This is a genomic window from Halalkalibaculum sp. DA384, from assembly GCF_043951955.1.
Classification (GTDB): Bacteria; Bacteroidota; Rhodothermia; order Balneolales; family Balneolaceae; genus JAMQKA01.
Genome location: NZ_JBINJE010000049.1, coordinates 1 through 18975, shown reverse-complemented (window position 1 = coordinate 18975; position 18975 = coordinate 1). Strand labels below are relative to the sequence as shown.

At 42.9% G+C, this 18975-nt stretch carries 13 protein-coding genes and 1 pseudogene; all 14 read right to left on the bottom strand.

Annotation, left to right across the window (positions count from 1 at the left end; all coding sequences use genetic code 11):
- Positions 1-329 (bottom strand): annotated as a pseudogene (locus tag ACG2E4_RS17230) (hypothetical protein); the annotation flags it as partial.
- A 352-nt stretch (positions 330-681) separates the two neighbouring features.
- Complete coding sequence (locus tag ACG2E4_RS17225; RefSeq protein WP_395277365.1) at positions 682-2343, bottom strand: sulfatase; 1662 nt, start codon at positions 2341-2343, stop codon at positions 682-684.
- Positions 2344-2468: 125 nt separating this feature from the next.
- On the bottom strand, positions 2469-3095 hold the full coding sequence (locus tag ACG2E4_RS17220) for an acetate uptake transporter (RefSeq protein ID WP_395277364.1): 627 nt from the start codon (positions 3093-3095) through the stop codon (positions 2469-2471).
- Positions 3096-3140: 45 nt separating this feature from the next.
- Complete coding sequence (locus tag ACG2E4_RS17215; protein WP_395277363.1) at positions 3141-3473, bottom strand: EthD family reductase; 333 nt, start codon at positions 3471-3473, stop codon at positions 3141-3143.
- Between the two features lie 85 nt (positions 3474-3558).
- Entirely contained in the window at positions 3559-4782 is a 1224-nt protein-coding gene (locus tag ACG2E4_RS17210) for a Tm-1-like ATP-binding domain-containing protein (RefSeq protein WP_395277362.1), read from the bottom strand.
- Positions 4783-4798: 16 nt separating this feature from the next.
- Positions 4799-5629, bottom strand: a complete 831-nt coding sequence (locus ACG2E4_RS17205) for a phosphoenolpyruvate hydrolase family protein (protein WP_395277361.1) — start codon at positions 5627-5629, stop codon at positions 4799-4801.
- Positions 5630-5650: 21 nt separating this feature from the next.
- Positions 5651-6514, bottom strand: coding sequence for a ThuA domain-containing protein (locus ACG2E4_RS17200; protein ID WP_395277360.1), 864 nt, complete (start codon positions 6512-6514; stop codon positions 5651-5653).
- Between the two features lie 176 nt (positions 6515-6690).
- Positions 6691-7497, bottom strand: coding sequence for a ThuA domain-containing protein (locus tag ACG2E4_RS17195; RefSeq protein WP_395277359.1), 807 nt, complete (start codon positions 7495-7497; stop codon positions 6691-6693).
- Positions 7498-7607: 110 nt separating this feature from the next.
- Positions 7608-9881 (bottom strand): PQQ-binding-like beta-propeller repeat protein, encoded by a 2274-nt coding sequence (locus ACG2E4_RS17190; protein WP_395277358.1) that lies wholly within the window; start codon positions 9879-9881, stop codon positions 7608-7610.
- Positions 9882-9918: 37 nt separating this feature from the next.
- Positions 9919-11178, bottom strand: a complete 1260-nt coding sequence (locus ACG2E4_RS17185) for a DUF1080 domain-containing protein (RefSeq protein WP_395277357.1) — start codon at positions 11176-11178, stop codon at positions 9919-9921.
- A 98-nt stretch (positions 11179-11276) separates the two neighbouring features.
- On the bottom strand, positions 11277-11963 hold the full coding sequence (locus ACG2E4_RS17180; protein WP_395277356.1) for a hypothetical protein: 687 nt from the start codon (positions 11961-11963) through the stop codon (positions 11277-11279).
- Between the two features lie 25 nt (positions 11964-11988).
- A complete protein-coding gene (locus ACG2E4_RS17175) occupies positions 11989-13719 on the bottom strand; it encodes a RagB/SusD family nutrient uptake outer membrane protein (RefSeq protein ID WP_395277355.1) in 1731 nt (576 codons plus the stop codon).
- 67 nt (positions 13720-13786) lie between these two features.
- The gene (locus ACG2E4_RS17170) at positions 13787-17284 is read right to left on the bottom strand and encodes a SusC/RagA family TonB-linked outer membrane protein (protein WP_395277354.1); all 3498 of its coding nucleotides are present in this window, start codon (positions 17282-17284) and stop codon (positions 13787-13789) included.
- 67 nt (positions 17285-17351) lie between these two features.
- Positions 17352-18467 (bottom strand): FecR family protein, encoded by a 1116-nt coding sequence (locus ACG2E4_RS17165; protein ID WP_395277353.1) that lies wholly within the window; start codon positions 18465-18467, stop codon positions 17352-17354.
- Positions 18468-18975 lie beyond the last annotated feature (508 nt).

Genomic DNA, 18975 nt, shown 5'->3' with positions numbered 1-18975 from the left:
CATCCTACGCCCCGAACAGTAATCCGTTCTCCCAGGGCGTAGTTTTCACGGTCATTGATCCATATGCCCGGCACCTGGGTGAACAGGTCGTCCATGGTAATCGGGGCCTTGTGGGTAAGCTGTCGGCTGGAGTTGGTCAGCATGCTCAGCGAAAAGGGAGGCTGTTCAGAACTGATCGCCGAATGGGCCGCCCGCACCTCGATGGCCTCGAGGGAGGCCCGCAGGGTATCGGACGGGGCCGGGGATTGAGCTTCTATAACTCTATTTAAAATAAATACTATGATGAATAAATTAACTAAATACTTATTGAAGAAACTGAGTGTACTCATGTACTTTCATCTTACCCCCATTTAAACAGAACCATAAATACAAACAAAAAGTCTAATTATTTTTCACTGAATAAGACAATGTATAAGCGATAATAGAATCCTTTTACTTGTTTTTAGTTTCTACAGCATCCCTTATTTAGATACGGATAGAGTCTTATATCCTCACCAATAAAATTATCAATCTAAAAACTAATGAGAATTTTTGCCATAATTTGCCATTGTTAGATCCTGAAGCACAATCTACCTTTAAAAAATCTTTTATACTATAACCCTTCACTTCTCATAATGACAGATAGTTAAGCCAATGTTTTAATGGATACAACCTGCACTATAATTACAACTGATATATTGTTTATTCCCAATATTCATCTGGATCTGATTGCCAATAATTATCTCCGTACTGACTCTGTAGATTTTTTAGCTTCCCTTTTAACCTTTTTTGTTCATCGGAATACTCTTGTTCACCATATACACTTTGTATCTGTTCCGGCTCAGATTCTAAGTCAAACAGTTCCCATTCATCAATACGAGGATAATGTACAAGAGTGTACTGGTCTGTACGCACGCCATAATGTTGTTCTACATAGTGTGAATGCACATCCTCCATCGGCTGACCCTCAAAGTAATGGTAATAAGCTGCATCACGCCAGTCTGCTGGTTTTTCTCCCTTTAATAAGGGAACTATCGATCTGCCCTGCATATGATCGGGAATTACCACATCTGCTAGATCCAATATTGTTGGTGCTAAATCTAAATTCTGTACTAGTTGCTTATTTACTGACCCTGGCTTAATACCTTTCGGCCAGTGGAAAATAAGAGGCATGCGGAGGGACTCCTCATATATAAAACGCTTATCATACCAACCATTTTCACCTAGGAAAAATCCCTGATCACCGGCATAGATTACTACTGTATTTTCAATTAGATTTTCGCGCTGAAGATAGGCCATAATACGACCTACGCCATCATCTATACCACGAACTACACGCAAGTAGTTTTTGACATAACGTTGATACTTCCATCGCTCACGTTCTTTTTCCGTCATTTGAACATAGTTTTGGTACAGATATTCATTTCCCTCTTCATAAGCCTCATTAATCCGTTCAAGCTGTTCTTTGGTTAACCTGTTATTTTCCACTTGCCACAACCAGTGTTCGTGACGCTCTCCCGTTTCAGGATGTAATGGTACTGTTAATCTACCCCAAGTCAACACATCTTTGATACTCATCCCTGAATCAGCTTTCACTGGTGCGGTTGACAAGCCCGAAAAGTCAGTACTAAATGTTGGCGGTTCGGGTATTTTACGGTCACGATAATCATCTAAATGGTCCGGGCCAGGCAGCCAATTGCTGTGCGGAGCCTTATGATTGTACATCATCATAAAAGACTGCCCCTGATTTCTTTTCTTTTTCAACCACCGTAGGGCACTTTCAGTGATGACCTCGCTAGTATGTCCCTGCCGATCCACATCGCCATTTGGTGTTCGCATGATAGGGTTATAATATGGACCTTGACCGTAGAGAACTTCATAATAGTCAAATCCTTGAGGTTCAGTCCCCAGATGCCACTTCCCAATCATTGAAGTCTGATATCCTGACCGTTTTAGTAATTTTGGGAATGTTTCTATGTCAGTTGAAATAGACTCTGCATTAGTTGGGACACCATTTAAGTGGCTAAGCAGACCGGTTAATAACACCGCACGGGATGGTTTGCAAATGGAATTAGTGACAAATGCTTTATCAAAACGCATCCCATTATCTGCCAGCCTGTCGATATTGGGTGTTGGGCTATGATCAAGTCTAAGACCGTAATTTAATTCTCCTTGGTATGCTCCAACTGCCTGAGCAGTGTGATCATCGCTATACATCACTATTATGTTGGGTTTTTGGTCTGACTGGCTTTTATCCTCAATTTTAACGGTTTGTGAAATACCAGAAAAAAGTACACATGCAATAAGGAAAAGAGTTAACATAAAAATTCTTTTATAACTAGCTCTGGAAACATCACAAATCATAGATATGAGATCTTAGATTTTCACTGTCTAAATAGTGGAATTCACTAGTGTCCGACTAAGAATTTTTATACTTTTGCAAGTCATTACTTGCAGGCCAATAGATTAATCTCGAAAATATTCTTACACTATGCTTGCTCAAGCTCTCCGATGGGTAATAACTTTTGATCATACATCTCATTCAATAAAAACGCTGCAGCTGCATACAGGCACACTATCCCGGTTACTACACCTTCGTAGCCAGCCAACATGGTGATCCCTTGATTGCCTGTCGCACCCCCGATTATCAACAACACAAATAGCAATACCACTAAGCCAAAGATCGCCTGCAATACCCGGTTTAATTTCAATGTGCCGATAAAACAAACCACAGAAAACACACACCACATGACCAGATAGGCAATCATTCCTCCGTCCGAAGCCGCTGCCATCCAGCCAATATCCGGAAACACATTAATCGCTACAAACGAAACCCAAAAAAAACCGTAAGAGGTGAAAGCAACCCACCCGAACGTATTTCCTTTTCTAGACTCCATCACTCCCACCATAATTTGGGCTATACCGCCATAAAACAGACCCATATTTAAAATCATCGAGTCCATCGGGATCGTGCCGGCATTGATCAAACTTAACAATACCGTACACATACCAAATGCAAAAAGACCCAGTGGAGCCGGATTTGCAGTATCGTCACTTATAGTTATTATATTTGACTCTTCCGTTTCAGACATAGTAACATTTTCACGTTCAGTCATGATTTATACAATTTTGATTATTAATTATTCAAACATGTCGAGTTTTCAATTCTCCTCCAGAGGCCTTTCATTAGAAATGATCTCTTCAATATTTAAAACCGGTGTAATGTTCGTGAATTTAGGTACATCATTCATAATTTCATCTCCATGATTTTCGAAGGCAGCCTTTAGCCCATCCAAATCTTTTAAATATAGTTGCGCAATAGCAGTGTAGGGGGGATTCTCCTCGCCGATTCCTTCAATACCCCGACCTACTACCGTTCGGATCACACTATTGCCAATAAGAGGAAGAACCAGTGGTAAATGTTTTTTAACGTAATAATCAAAATCGAAGTGACCATCCTTTTTCGTAGCATAAATAACTGTTAATCGAAACATTATAAATCCCTTTTATTTAATATTTAAATCAGTCATTATTTTTAAATAATCCCTGAAGTATTTTTTAAATTGAGATAAATAACCCTTACATCATGTTTAACAACATCTCCACGGCTTTGTCCGAAAAAACCGGATCGTTTATATTAGCATCCACCCGAGCTACCTCAATCCCGGGATCCAATTCACTCTTCAATCCGTCCACAAACGCCTGGTCCGCCTCTGGATCCCAAAAGATTTGTGGTTCCCCGTCTTCAACCGAATCCAGCATTGAGTATCCTTGCAAAGGAATCAAAAAGGCAACCTTGCCATTTGACCGATTTGCTTTCTCAGCAAAGACTTCCCCTATCTTATAATTCTCCTCGGCCGTAGTCCGCATCAGTGTCACCTGTGGGTTCCATTCATAAAATAGACGATCCTCATATTTCGAGGGGATCGTGGAGGGGTTACCAAAGTTGCACATATCAATACACCCAGGAGCGATCAGATGAGGAATACCGGCTTTCCCTGGTCCGTCAAGCCGCTCCGGACCAGCATCAAATACCCCGCCACAGATCGTATCAGCCCACTCAGTAGTGGTAATGTCCAATGCTCCCTGAACTCTCCCCTCATCAATCAGTTTTTCCATTGTCTTTCCCCCTGTTCCGGTCGCGTGAAAGACCAGAACGTCAAATCCCTTGTCAGCAAGTACCTCCCGGCAGGCATCAATACAGGGAGTGGTATTGCCAAACATAGAAGCGGCAATCACCGGCCCCGATTCTGTGGTCCGACCATCGGTTTTAATCTCTATCATCCCGCTCAATGCTCCGACTGCTCTGGAAAAAATTGCTGTACTGAGCGAATTGATCCCTGCAATATCGATTAGCGAGGGAATCATAATGATGTCACTAACACCCACATACGGGGCCACATCACCCGAGGCAACCGTCGAAATGCAAATTTTGGGGACACCGTAGGGCAATACCCTCATTCCCGAAGTCACTACATTAGTTCCTGCTGATCCACCCATCCCAATGATTCCATCAATATTATGCTTCTCAAATAGCTCCTTGAGTACTGAAGCAAGACCGTCTGACATAACACCAATCGCCTTACCCCGGTCTCGTTCTTCCCGTAGGGTGGAGAGATCGGTTCCACCAGCTTCGGCTACCTGATCGGCGGCAATATCAACGACAAATAAATCTGTCGATCCCAACACACCCGTGTTTATAGTTACCACCTCATATCCCTGTTCCTTGATCAGATCAATCAGATAGCTGTACTCTTCTCCTTTACTATCAAATGCTCCTGGAACGACAACTTTTTTCGTCATGGTTATTTCCTGCTTTTTAAAATTTTATACTTTTGAATTTTTTGATTTGCTCTTCAATTGCCACTTCCGTTGGTAGACGTTCCATCGAACTAGCACCGTAAAATCCATCGACTCCATCCACACGCTCTAGGATATACTGGGCATCATCAGGCATCGCAATAGGTCCTCCGTGGCACAGTACGATCACCTCATCATTAATCTTCTTGCTTGTGTTGACAATCTCTTGGATAACCGGGACACACTCATCCAATGTCTTGGCCGTTTTCGCTCCGACTTTCCCCTTGGTTGTCAGCCCCATATGGGCCACGATGATATCGGCACCGGCCTCGGTCATTGCCCGGGCGTCGTCGGTGTCGAACACATACGGGGTGGTTAACATATCCAGTTCATGTGCGGCACGGATGCAGTCAATCTCCAACTGGAAGCTCATGCCGGTCTCCTCCAGATTATCACGGAAACTCCCGTCAATTAGCCCCACTGTCGGGAAGTTCTGAATACCCGCAAATCCTAATTCTTTGAGTTCCTTTAAAAATTTTCCTCTGATCATAAACGGATCAGTGGCACAAACTCCGGCCAGTACGGGGGTGTCTTGGACTACAGGCAATACCTCATAGGCCATTTCCTTGACGATCTTATTGGCATTGCCGAAGGGTAACATACCGGCCAGTGAGCCGCGCCCGCCCATCCTGTACCGTCCAGAATTATATATAACTATCAGATCGATACCGCCGGCCTCCTCGCACTTCGCCGAGATTCCCGTACCGGCCCCTCCACCAATAATAGGTTCGCCTTTTGCAATCTTTTGCTTTAGGTTGCTAACAATTTCTGATCTGGACCATTTTCTCATCTTAATACCTCTATTTTTGATCTAGTTCTGCTTTTGATTTAAATTTATTGACTTTTCTTCTTCAACGGTAGGCGCGGTAGACAATGATCCGTCCAACCCATATCCTGTTGCCGCCCACCATAAGGCTCCAAGAATATGCTGTCGAAACCATGGATTGGAGTACATTCCATCAGTATGACCTAACGCGGTATAAAACGATCGGGCTCCTGTCCCTTCAAAATCCTCCTGATACCATGCAATTGGATGCCAATCCCCCATTCGGTCATCCCCGTACGTATCTTCATCAACAGTAAGTAATACATTAATACTGTCTGATATTTGACGGAAAATGTACCATTCCTCCGTTGTGATCCATTTGGTAGGAAGGTGGGCTGTGGATGGATGATCAGGATTTTCAACATTGATAGTAGCTGTACTAACTCCCCACTCTCCGTTATGCCATGCACCAACAAGATCAGCATACCAATTCCAATCATCCATATGAGTAAAAGCCGCAGCATGAATACCCACAAAATTACCTCCATTCCGAATATACGTTTGGAAAACTTTTTTCTGAATCTTATTCAGTATATTTCCCGACGTATTCATAAAAACAACTACATCAAACCGGCTTAACCGATCAATATCTTCAAACCAACGGCCAGCAAGGTCTGTCGATGCGACAATACCCGTCCATGTCAATTCAAAAAAGCCTTCCTCACTTAGATCTTTAAACATCTCCACACCGGTTGAAACAGAAGTATGCTGAAAGGTCAGACTCTTAGTAATTAATAATACCTGGTAGTCCTGATCCGGGCCACGCTGTGCCATCATTGTACTGGCGCTTATAAACAAAACTAATATTGTAAAAAAGAACTTCTTTAAACTGAATCCTTTTCTTAACATAGAGTTAATTATCATCTTTACATTTAAATTTTTACTAGGGCAATAGTATTAACACAAATCTTGTATCTCTTACTGTCATTATTCAACAATACATATCAAATAAATATATCAGCTAGCTTAATAGCGGTCGCCTGTTGTTATCATTTTATTGGACTTGTGGTTATTCATTTTATAGCTCAATTTATTTCCGTTCCCGACCCGTCAAGCCCATACCCTGTTGCCGCCCACCACAAGGCTCCCAAAATATGTTGTTGAAACCATGGATTGGAGTACATTCCATCTGGGTGTCCAAAAACGGTATAAAAAGATCGTGCTCCTGTCCCTTTAAAATCCTCCTGATACCACGCAATTGGATGCCAATCTCCCATCCGGTCATCGCCATAGGTATCTTCATCTACAGTAAGCAAAACCTTGATATCATCTGATATCTGCCGGAAGTTGTACCATTCTTCCGTTACAACCCATTTGGAAGGAAGGTGGGCTGTGGATGAATGATTGGGATTTTCGACATTAACAACAGCAGTACTATTCCCCCACGCTTCGTTATGCCATGCCCCCACAAGATCGGCATACCAGTCCCAATCATCCATATGAGTAAAAGCTGCTCCATGAATACCCACAAAATTACCTCCATTCCGAATATACGTTTGGAAAATTTTTTTCTGAGTCTTGTTCAGTACATTTCCTGACGTATTCATAAAAACAACTACATCAAACTGGCTTAAGTCTTCAATATCATTAAACCAATCTTTAGCAATTGTAGTCCATGTCAATTCAAAAAAACCTTCCTCACTTAGATCTTTAAACATTTCAACACCTGTTGAAATAGATGTATGATGAAAAGTCAAATTCTTGGTAAATAATAACACCTGGTAGTCCTGATCGGGACCGCGCTGTGCCATCATTGTACTGGTGCTTAAAAATAAAGCTAATCCCAATAGAACAATCTTCTTTAACCCACAATTGACACCTTTTATAAACATTATATTAGTCGCTATTTTGACACTTAAAATTTAAAAACTTGGTTTTAGAGCGTAATTTTTGTCTTTACTTACATTTCTTTTCTGTGTGATTATTGAATCTAAATAATTCATTATATTTGACTCGGTAATGCAAATGCAATAACTGATTTACCAAGTGGAGTTCCAGGTTTTGCACCTCCACCAGCAGCAATCACTATATATTGTTTACCATCAATCTGATATATACTGGGAGTTGCATATCCACCTGCAGGGAGTTTAAACTCCCATAAAATATCTCCTGTACGTTTATCAAATGCCCTAAACTTCTCATCCATTGTTGCTCCGATAAACACCAAGTTACCAGCTGTTGCAACGGCCCCACCCATATTAAGTGTACCTGTATTTCGAATTCCTTTTTCAACCAATTCAGGATGTTCTCCAAGAGGAACTTTCCAGAGGATTCTACCTGTCCCTAAATCTACTGCATTAAGTGTACCCCAAGGAGGCTTAATAGCTGGGTACCCCATATGATCCTGAAACCAAGGAGTTATTTGTGCATATTGAGGTGTTGTAGTTGACCATTCCCATGCTCCACTTCCACCAGACCAAGTTGGAGGATTACCGTCAGAAGTTCGATAATCTTCTACAGATCTCATTTCTTCATCCTCCCCGTCCTCCTCAATATCACTCTCTAAGTAAACAATCAGATCATCAAGTTCCTCTTCTGAAAATTGTGAAAAGGCAGGCATACCACCCACTCCTTCAACGATATTGGCTCGAAGTTCCTCAGGAGTTTTATTTAAATCTGTGAGTGGAGGATAAGATGGTGGATTCCCTTGTTTGTTAAGTCCATGACAAGCTGTACAATTTGTATTATAAATGTTTGCCCCTCGCTGAACCGGTGTTCTATCCCCTACAAGGTTATCCGGCTCTAACGGTTCTAGTCTATATATTGAAGGAATTTCATTAGCATTTGTATAAAGAACATTTGTCTCTGGATCAAATGATCCTCCATGCCACTGCAAACCACCCAGTTCGCCTGGCATCACAATGGTACCTCCTATCGAAGCCGGATCGTATAAAGGGCCAGTTTCATACTTTCTGAACTCTTTTAATGCACTATCACGAGATTCTGGCGTGATATCGGTCAGGTCAGACCGATAAAGTTGTTGACGAACTAAGGGGGGAGGCAACACAGGATAGGGTTGTGTCGGCCAAGCTTCCTCCCCTGGCACATCTGAATCAGGTACGGGTATGTCGACCACGGGGAACACCGGCTCTCCTGTATCCCGATCAAGAACAAATATCAGTCCCATTTTTGTTAACTGGACGACCACGTCCCTGGTTTCTCCATCCTTGTTGATCGTAGCTAGAATCGGAGCTGGAGGTAAGTCATAATCGAAGATATCATGACGAATAACTTGATAATGCCACTCCCGCTCACCGGTCTCTGCATCCAGTGCAAGGACCGTACTTGAAAATAGATTCCTTCCTTTTCTGTGCCCCCCATAGATAAATTCCCCGGCAGCGGAGCCTGTAGCGGCAAATACCCATCCTCGCTCTTCATCAATAGTAAAGCCTCCCCATGGATTGGCACCTCCATAATGCATATTTTCTTCAAACTCCCAAGTGTCATATCCAAATTGACCTTTTTGCGGAATAGTATGAAAAATCCATTCAAATTCTCCCGTCAATGTATTATAAGCTCGGATGTGCCCAGGTGTCGATTGGTTACCTTCGGGTTGACGACCAGATAAAATAAGGTAGTCTTTGTATACTGATCCCTGGACAGTGATTTCAATGTTAGCTAATTCGGGTGGTACTGTTAGATCTTTCCGTAAATCGATAAACTTGCTATCTTCTTCCTGTCCAAAAGGTTCAATAAGTTTACCTGTTTTGGCATCAATAGCATATACTCTGTCTCTTACAGAACTTAAAATTCGTTGGTTGTTACCCTCATTATCTTCCCAATAAACAACACCACGTGAACGACTACGAACGACTTCACCATCATTATATTTAGCTGGATCAAATACCCAGACTTCCTCTCCGGTTGCTGCATCCAGTGCCACTGTTTTCATGTGAGGAGTGTTGAAATAGAGCAAGCCATCAATGATGATGGGATTGCTATATATTCCGGGTCCTTGGGGTTCCCCCTCATATTCATATTCCCATGCTTTCTCAAGTTGATGAACATTTTCAGCATTGATTTGATCTAGCTCTGAATATTGATTTGCCTTCTGATCTCCCCGATAGATCCCCCAGTTTTCATAATTATTTAAGCTATGCTTCCATTCACTTTCTGAGTCACTGGTGGTCATATCAGATTCTATGTTTCCACAGCCAGATAAAAAAAGTAGCAAAGAAACAAACATGTTTACGTTAAATAATACAAACAATTTCATGCTATGATGGATTATTACTTAAATTATTTAATTAAAATTAGTATAATTCACGTATTTTAATACTTCTATAAGATACCGTATCGCCATAATCATCCAGTAGTATATGACCTTTAACAGGTGAGTCGGAAAGTCGTTGATATTTGAGAATTGGACGTCCGTTAAGCCAATATTCAACTTGGTTGTCAGGATTAACCTTTATAACACCTTGATTCCAATCACCTACTTTTTTCCTTATACCATATCGAGTCCATTGAGCCACAAATTCATTGGTTTTATTCGCCGCCAACCGTCCATAAATTGCATTTCTCTCAGATTCTTGGACCATATACTCAATGCCAGGGATAGCTCCTTCACTATGCTGTTTGAACTCAAATTTTAATTCAAATGGCCCATATTCCTTTTCGGTCTTCATTACTCCCCCACCAGGTTCAGCAGGAGATCTCTGAAGTAGTGATTGCTTCAGCTCCTCCTCACCAGATGTTATAATAGTTAGAGCCCCATCAGCAACTTCCCATCCTTTATTAGGCAAATCGGTCTGAGTGATTCCCCTCCAGTTCTTAGTTGTTTCACCATCAAACAACAATTCAAAACCCTGATACTCTTCTTGGGGTGATATGTGATTGGGTATCAAGTTTAAAACGAATGTGCTGTCCCATGGAGCAGGTTCCAAGTCCTCTGTTTGTATCCGCACATCTCGCATGTAAACTCGATGATTTCCTGGTGGGGCTGTCTCACGTATATTTCCATGTAATTGAAGGGCAATAAACCCTTTTGTAGTTTCATCATCTACTAAATGTGAGGTGGGTACGCCATTCACCCAAACTCTATTGTTAGTGCCGATTGCTTCGATTCTGATACGGTTCCACTGATTGTTCTTCCAAGCGTTTTTAACAGTAACAGATGACTTAAAGTCCTCCCGGATGTACAACCATCCTCTTCGAGCTTCATCATAAATTGCACCACTCCATCCTTGTGGAGAGAGTTCAATTTCTGCCTGATAACCATGAACACGACCGTCCCGATATTCTTCATGACTCAGACTACGAAACTGAATACCGGAATTATGTAGCAACAGATCCGCTTTGACCTCAACCTCGAGAATAAAGTCGTCATATTCTTCTTTGGTGGCCAAAAAACCGTTCGGGAGACCCGCAATACAGGTTCCGATAATCACCCCGTCCTTTACTTCTACTTTATGTTGGCCATTAAGCAAATGCCACCCACTCAAATCTTCACCATTAAAGAGAACCTCCCAATCTTCATTCTCTGGATCTGAATCCGTACCATCTTGACCCATCAAGGATTTTGTTGATATCAGAGATATAATTATAACTACCACTAACAAATCAATCCATAACCGCATTATTTTCATCATTTAGCACACACAAACTTAAATTAAGATTCAGGAGTTGTGACAGTTATTTGGTCGCTAAAATTTCTTGTATTTGCATCTTCAGCTCTAGCACCGATGCGAATGAAATATTGAGTGCCTGGTTCCAGTCCCGATACAGTAACCGTGCCCTCATTTTCATTCATCTCTTCTGTCTGTGTATGCCAGCCTGTACCAGAGCCAGTTGTATGTGTTGGGTATGCCACTGTACTTACATATACTTCTATTAACTCAGCTACATGACCTTCATTTTCCCTAACACTATAGCTAACCGAAACTTCAGAGGAGGTCGCACTACTATTAAGTTCGGGAGGAGGAATAGTAAGAAAAGGCGTTACAGTGAAATCATGGGTGACATCGCCTCCATCACTTAAATCCACTGTAATTTCTTGCGATGAAATAATTGGACCTTCAAGCCAAACCGTATATGATTGAGGATATAATTTTGTATTGGCATATGTTCCGTCACCATTTATGCGCAGTTCCATGGGTAGTTCATCTTGTTCACCAAGCGCTTGGACACTGAAACTAGCACTTGTAATATCACCTGATACAATGTTACCAGATTGGTCCAAAACTTGCCCAGAAATACTGGCGTTATAACCAAAATCGGTGACTCGACCTTCACAACTGGTCATAATTAAAATTAACAAGACGGCGATTATATAATTTTGTGTATTTTTAAATTCCATAGCTCAAAAATTTTTTATTATGATTTTAATAACCAGGGTTTTCTACTAAATCCGGGTTATTAGCGATTCTACTATCGGTAATGGGGTTATAATAATGACGAGGTTCGAATACTCGAGTGTAACCCTCTGCATTTATCGGTAGGAAATAAAACCGTCCTGTTTCATGATGACGAATTATTCGCAACCCCTGTACACGTAAACCATTTAAGACATCTACCGCAGTTCTCCATCTCCTAAGATCCCAAAAACGAGACTCTTCAAACGCAAGTTCTGATCTTCGTTCGGTCCGCACATGGTCTAAAGTAATAGTACTACCATCGACCGTACTGATTCCTGCTCTCTCACGAGTTGCATTCAAAGCCTCTGCCGCGATATCAAGATTCCCCAATTCAAATTCGGCTTCTGCTCTAGTCAGATACATCTCAGCCAAACGCAATTCAATCCAGTTTCCATGGCTAGCATTCTCTCCTACCATAGGTTCGGCGCTGAATTTCTTTATTAGAAATCCTGTATTGGGAGCCTTTCTATCGTCGGGGTGAGCTCTTGAACTAGCTCCTGAGACTGGAACTCCCTGATAGGTCTGATCTACTCCGGTCATAATTGAACTTGGATCAGGTGTCGGACTTGGGTCTGTACTCTCATACATTTGAATCTCCTGTCCATGAAACATGTCACCCTGGAATATGACACTGCCATGAAGCCTCGGGTCTTTATCACTGAATAAATCCCAGCCGTCCTCATACAGGTGATCCGGCCCAAATGAAGGCTGCCCATCTGAACCATCGGCGTTTTCATAGCCCATAATAAAGTCAAGCGTTGGATTGGTATGCCCCCCATTTCTTGAGGACAATGTTTGCGGCACGTTATTAACATCCCAATTATGCCCGACATTTACACCGTCATAAACTCTTTCAAAAATCACTTCATCATTACTCTCATTTATCCAAATATTACGATAGTTTTCTGCTCTATTTGGAATCTGATCAAAAAGTGAATAGCTACCTGATTCAATCACAGTGTTAGCTGCCTCAGAAGCTTTCTGAAAGAATTCATCCGCTCTGGATTGAGGTATACCAACCAGCCCGTCCAATTGAACAGAACCGTATTTTGCGATTGAAGCGCTGTACAGATTTGCCCTTGCCTTAAAAGCATATGCTGTCCATTGATTAATTTGTCCTTTGGGTTCAGTATTCTCTCCTAACAAATCGATAGCCGCATTCAATTCTGAATTAATAAAATCAGCTATCGCTTCTTCACTACTTCTGCTTGAATATTGCTCATCAACCTCCTCATTTGGATCGAGAACCACATCTACCAATGGAACCCCCCCATACCGCTTTTGCAACTCAAAATAGGCAACAGCCCTCATCACTCTAGCCTCACCTGCAAATTGATTTTTATCAGCCTCAGGTATTGAAGCCTCAGCAACTTTTTCCAAGAATACATTCAATTCCCGTATATATTCGTAATCCCAATATTCCGGAGAATCGAGGTTATTTGATACTCGTCCCTCTGGAATAGGATGATTGTTTCCACTGGATTGGGTAGCTTCATCAGTCCAGCTAGCCCAAGCATGGGCATCAAACATATTGAATGGGAATTTCGCGTACATGTCGGTTAAATGTAAACGAATCAATTCCGTATCCTGCCAAACCTCATCCTCAAGAACCTTATCTATCGGTTGAGTGTCGAGTATATCCTTACATGAGATAAGTACAATGGCTATTGCTATTATCGAGAGATATCTTGTTTTCATAATCCTGGTCCAAAATTTTGTTTGAAAAATATAAATTGATGTTGATTTACATGTATTTGAACCCCCATTAGAACCCAAGGTTTATGCCTATCTGATAAGAGCCTAAAGTTGGATATCCAGTAAAGTTACCCGTACCTGTTATAACTTCAGGATCACCAAATTCTTCCATGGGAAAATCTGCAAAAAAGAAAGTATATATATTATATCCGCCTAAGGACACATTGGCATTCCTTAAACCTAATTGTGATAACAGCGGTTCAGAGAGATTATATGACAGCTCAACATTTTTAAGGCGAAGGTACGAACCATCAACTAACCAGTGATCTGATCCGTTTTGCCAGCTCGGATGGTCAGTTGGGCAGCATGTGCGGAAGCGCGGATAAAGCGCATCAGCATCAGTATTCGGATCCATCCATGGTTGACCTTCCGGTACATATGAATCCGTGTACATTTTAGGTCTTGGACTATCGCCCCATCGAAATGGAATACTCCAAGAGCTTTGCATCATATTAATATTATACCCGGTTGCTCCCTGCCATAACGTTCCCAGCTGAAACCCTTTCCAATTGACAGAAAGGTCAAAACCAAATAAAAGGTCGGGACGTTGCCCTCCGCCGGATACTATCTGATCAGCTTCTGTAATTCTGCCGTCACCGTTATAATCGATATATTTTAAATCTCCAGGTCGTATTGTAGCATTATTCCGTCCGTCTATATCTACGCCATAGTTGTTTATCTCTTCGTTAGACGTAAAAAGTCCATCCGTCATCCATACCCAGTCACGATCTGTCCACTCTCCTTCTAAGTTTTCTCTACGGTATTCTTCCATTGTAGAAAAATCGGGCTGGTCAGTGATGAGTGTTTTTCGTCTGGACCATGTAATATTTCCTCCAATACTAAAACCATAATTGGTGGTTTGATAATTATAGCTCGCGGAAGCTTCAATTCCTCTGTCGTCATATTTTTGGTAGTTTTCTTGTGGTAATTCAGCGCCTACGACATCAGGAATTTCTTGTATTCGACTTCCCAAAACATCCTTCCGTAATCTATAGAAGTAATCCACTGAACCTTGAACCTGATTATCAAACAGATCAAAATCAATTCCAAAGTTTGATGTATACATTGTTTCCCAAGTGATATTAGGATTTACCAACGGTCCGGAAGCCAAGCTATTTGTTAACTGACCATTTGTATACAAATACGGATTTGAGAAATCAAAAGTTGACAAATACTGATAGGCTCCAGCTGCATCAAAACCGAGTTTGCCATGAGAAACACGTAATTTTAAATCATCAATAAATGAAAGGCTCTCGTTTTCACTTATAAATGGCTCTTCAGATAAACGCCATCCAATTGAAGCAGATGGAAAATATCCCCATCGCGAGTCAGGTGGAAAATTTGGTGAAGCATCAATCCTTCCACTTACCTCCAACAAGTATTTATCTGCGTATGAATAATTAACTCTGCCAACATATGCTACTCTTCCACCTTCAAAAGCAGTACCAAAATTGTCTTTATCCCGATCAGGACCTGCAAATAAGTATGGCTTATCCAGTATATAACGTCGGCGCGAAGCCCTCGTTGAATCGGTACTCTCACTTAACCGTTCATACAAGGCTAACACTGATACATCGTGTTGATTAAATTCATTTTCATATCTCAGACGATACTTTTGATTTAGCTCATTCTCAAACGCTCGGCTTTCTACCACACGTGATTGGGCATTTGCTGCACGAATCGGTATAAATTCTCCTGTTTCCGGATCTCGATCATACTGCATGGCTCTTTTATGGTGCTCTTTCTGTCGGAAGTAGCGCCTGCCAAAATCAAATTCAGCTCCGATCGCCAAGCCTGGAAGTAGGTCCTCGGAAAGGTCATACTCAAGATTGGCTTTACCAAAACCATACAACTCTGTCCAATCATAGAAACCTACCCAATCAGCATTCATCAATACGGTAGGGGAAACTGCTACCCCTCCGCAATGTGCCCGAAGCCGAAAGGTATCACCTTCATCAAAATGATCCTCCCTACAATAGGGCCGTGCACGCCAAATTCTCATCATTATTGATTCAGGTCCCAGACCTTCATCCGATTTAGCGCGATCTGCTTCCGTACTTGGCCCAAAATATTCACGATTGATAACTGACAGATTAATTCCAAATGATAATTGATCTGTCAAATCGATATCTAAGTTGGAACGAAGTGAATATCGATTGTAATTGATGTCATCACTTTTCAGTATACCGTCCTGATTGAACATTTCTCCAGACACAAAATAAGTGACGTCTTCGCTACCTCCCCTTACACTAAGATTATTTCGAAATTGAGGCGCGTAATCTTCAATCACCAACTCTCTATAATTATTATTCGGATAATTTGGATCAGTACCACTTCTAAATAGCTGTATCTCTTCTTGGGTCCATATTGGCTCACGACCTTCATTCCAAAGTGCTACATTCTCCATTTCAGCATACTCTGGTGACCCTACAACTCCAGCAGGGTTAGGCTCGAACTGCCATGATGCATTACTACTAAAACTGAACTGTGGTGGTTGAGTTAATCCTTGCTTCGTCTCAACAACAATTACACCATTACCGGCCCTAGCTCCATACACAGCTGCAGCAGAAGCATCTTTCAGTACGCTGATACTCTCTATGTCATTAGAACTTAGTTCTTGAAAATACTCCTTAGAGACAGGATTATCATCAACAATAATAAGTGGATCCCCAAAACCACGAATACTAATATCCATTTCAGGGCGCCCGGGATGACTACTAGGATTTGTAAACAAAACACCAGGAGTTCTACCCATCATAGCTTGGCCTACAGTAGGCGTAGAAACCTTTTCCATTTCTTCCACATTAACAGAAGATATACTCCCACTCAAAGTTTGTTCTCGCTGGGTTCCATACCCCACTACTACTACCTCATCACCAGCAACCGCCTGGGTTTGCAACACAACGTCTATACTCGTCCTTCCATTAATCGGCACCTCCTGTGTTTGATACCCTATAAACGAAAACACCAGCGTATCCTGCAGGGTGGGAACACCCAGCTCAAATCCTCCTTCACTGTCGGTGGAGGTACCCGTGGTCGTACCCTTCACCACTACGTTGACACCGGGCAGCGGCTCACCGGAGGCGGCGTCCGTGACCTGGCCGGAAACCGTCTCCAGCTGGATTGGTGCCTTTCCTTCCGCCATGCGCTCAAAAAAGAAGAGCTGGCCGGTGGGGGAGATCCCGAAACGCAGGGACGTCTCCTCCAACACTTTCCACAGCGCCTGTTTTGCGGTCAGTTGTTTTGGCTCCTCTACGGTGAATGTTTCTGTTAGTGGCGTAATCTGCTCGCTGTACGTGAGCTTCAGTTCAGCCTGGCGAGCAATATCCTGCAGAACCTCCCGCAGCATGTGCTGCCCCTCCTCAAGCTGAACAATTTTCATCAATTTGCCGGAAGCGGCATTTTCATCCTGGATGTCTGCCAGTACCTCCTTGTTCAAATCCACGAGCAGCTCCTGGCTGTCCTGGGCAAACGCTCCCCCTGCACTGATACATGCTACAAACAGCAAGAGTGTCAAACATTTTACTAACGGTAGGCTCCGTATCTTTTTCCCCAACATCATATATCTTCTCCGTTTAATTTGTATTGACTTGTTCATATTCTCCTAAATCGTTCCCTTTAGTGAAAATGATAGTTCTGCCCTCGCGGCTGTACGAAACATCCATCGAGATGGAGAGCACCTTGAGCACCTCGCTCATCGGCATGTTGTCGTAGGTCGCCGTCAAGGTTCGATCTGACAGCTCTTCGGCATCTTCCTCGATTATGCACTCGATATCGTACCAGCGCTCCAGCCGGTCCAGCACCTCCGGAAACGGCGTGCTGTTAAATACCAGTCGTCCCCGGGTCCATCCCGTGTACTGGTCCATATCATTAATATCGGAGACCGTTAGGCCGCCAACCTCTTTCAAAATTCCCAGCTTGTTGGGAGTGATCTCCACGATCTCTTTCTGCGGGGTGTCCTCTTCCATTTTCCCGAGCGAGACCAGCCCCTCCTCGACTGCCACTTCCACCTGGGTGGAATCGTAGGCCGTCACATTAAAAGCGGTGCCCAGGTCTTTCGTGTAGGTCTGGTGCGAGATGACGACAAACGGATTGTTTTCGTCGTGCTCAACCTCAAAAAAGGCTTCTCCCTCCAGGTACAGTGTGCGGGTCTCCCTGCCGTAATCCTGGGGAATGCGCAGCGTACTGCTCGCATTAAGTACCACACTGGAACCGTCGCTCAGCTTCAGGCTGGTGCGCTGACCTTTCACGGTATTGATCTCCTGGTAGGTTATCTGCTGCTCTTGCTCTAACGTACTTTCCGCGTTGAACTGCTGAACTACAAACACCAGGGCGGCGACCAGCAACACCGCCGCGGCAGCGGAATAAATCCAGTAGGCACGCCCGCGCCGGCGCTGCCGGTTCACGGGCTTATACGGTTTTCCGTTGACGCGTCCTCGCGCGTTGGAGGGATTTAGCGCGTATTCCCTCTCAAGACCCGGTTGTGGTTGAAATGTGTTTTCTTGAAACCGGATCCACTCCGCCCGCGCGTCTTCTTCGAAATCGACGGTCGATTCTGTGCTCCACTCTTCGACAAAGGAGCTGAAAAAATCTTCGTTGGCAGGATCATCCCGCAACCAGTCTCCCAGTGCCTGGAGCTCTTCTTCACTGCAGGTACCCTGCAAATATTTATGTAATATGTTCCAGTTCATAGAATTTTTCCGGGCTTAATTCGGTGGGATTACGACTGAGATCGGGCGTACCCTTACATTTTTTTTAGAACCCGGACTATTCACCAGGAAATTTGGTTGTGCATGAGGCGAAGGAAAAATGACAGCGGAAAAGGTACTAGTGTACCTTGAGCACGTCATTTTTCTTTTAACGAACTACACGGACAAATTTCGCAGCCCGTCGCAGCGGCACTCAAATTTGAGCAATAAGTGATTTTTGATAGATCAAACAATCTCATGGGTTCATTCTCTTGTTTTTTACTATTTCGTCAATAATCCGGGTTGATGAATTAAACTGTACTGCAGTGGTGGTTTACCGGGAAGTATTATTTTCCTTTGTTTGGGCCGTAAAAAAGGCCGGGAATGGGACGCCCGTCCAGCCGCAGCAGGCGTGAAAGCTCGTTGAGACGCGACATGTCGCGTCTGTACTGGATTTTTCTTTGGCTTTCGCGCCCCATTCAAGGCTGGGAAGGCAGATCTACAATTATTC

Coding starts and splice junctions, on each gene's coding strand:
- ACG2E4_RS17225 (WP_395277365.1), bottom strand. CDS start 2,343: ATGATTTGTGATGTTTCCAGAGCTAGTTATAAAAGAATTTTTATGTTA.
- ACG2E4_RS17220 (WP_395277364.1), bottom strand. CDS start 3,095: ATGACTGAACGTGAAAATGTTACTATGTCTGAAACGGAAGAGTCAAAT.
- ACG2E4_RS17215 (WP_395277363.1), bottom strand. CDS start 3,473: ATGTTTCGATTAACAGTTATTTATGCTACGAAAAAGGATGGTCACTTC.
- ACG2E4_RS17210 (WP_395277362.1), bottom strand. CDS start 4,782: ATGACGAAAAAAGTTGTCGTTCCAGGAGCATTTGATAGTAAAGGAGAA.
- ACG2E4_RS17205 (WP_395277361.1), bottom strand. CDS start 5,629: ATGAGAAAATGGTCCAGATCAGAAATTGTTAGCAACCTAAAGCAAAAG.
- ACG2E4_RS17200 (WP_395277360.1), bottom strand. CDS start 6,514: ATGTTAAGAAAAGGATTCAGTTTAAAGAAGTTCTTTTTTACAATATTA.
- ACG2E4_RS17195 (WP_395277359.1), bottom strand. CDS start 7,497: ATGTTTATAAAAGGTGTCAATTGTGGGTTAAAGAAGATTGTTCTATTG.
- ACG2E4_RS17190 (WP_395277358.1), bottom strand. CDS start 9,881: ATGAAATTGTTTGTATTATTTAACGTAAACATGTTTGTTTCTTTGCTA.
- ACG2E4_RS17185 (WP_395277357.1), bottom strand. CDS start 11,178: ATGGGTCAAGATGGTACGGATTCAGATCCAGAGAATGAAGATTGGGAG.
- ACG2E4_RS17180 (WP_395277356.1), bottom strand. CDS start 11,963: ATGGAATTTAAAAATACACAAAATTATATAATCGCCGTCTTGTTAATT.
- ACG2E4_RS17175 (WP_395277355.1), bottom strand. CDS start 13,719: ATGAAAACAAGATATCTCTCGATAATAGCAATAGCCATTGTACTTATC.
- ACG2E4_RS17165 (WP_395277353.1), bottom strand. CDS start 18,467: ATGAACTGGAACATATTACATAAATATTTGCAGGGTACCTGCAGTGAA.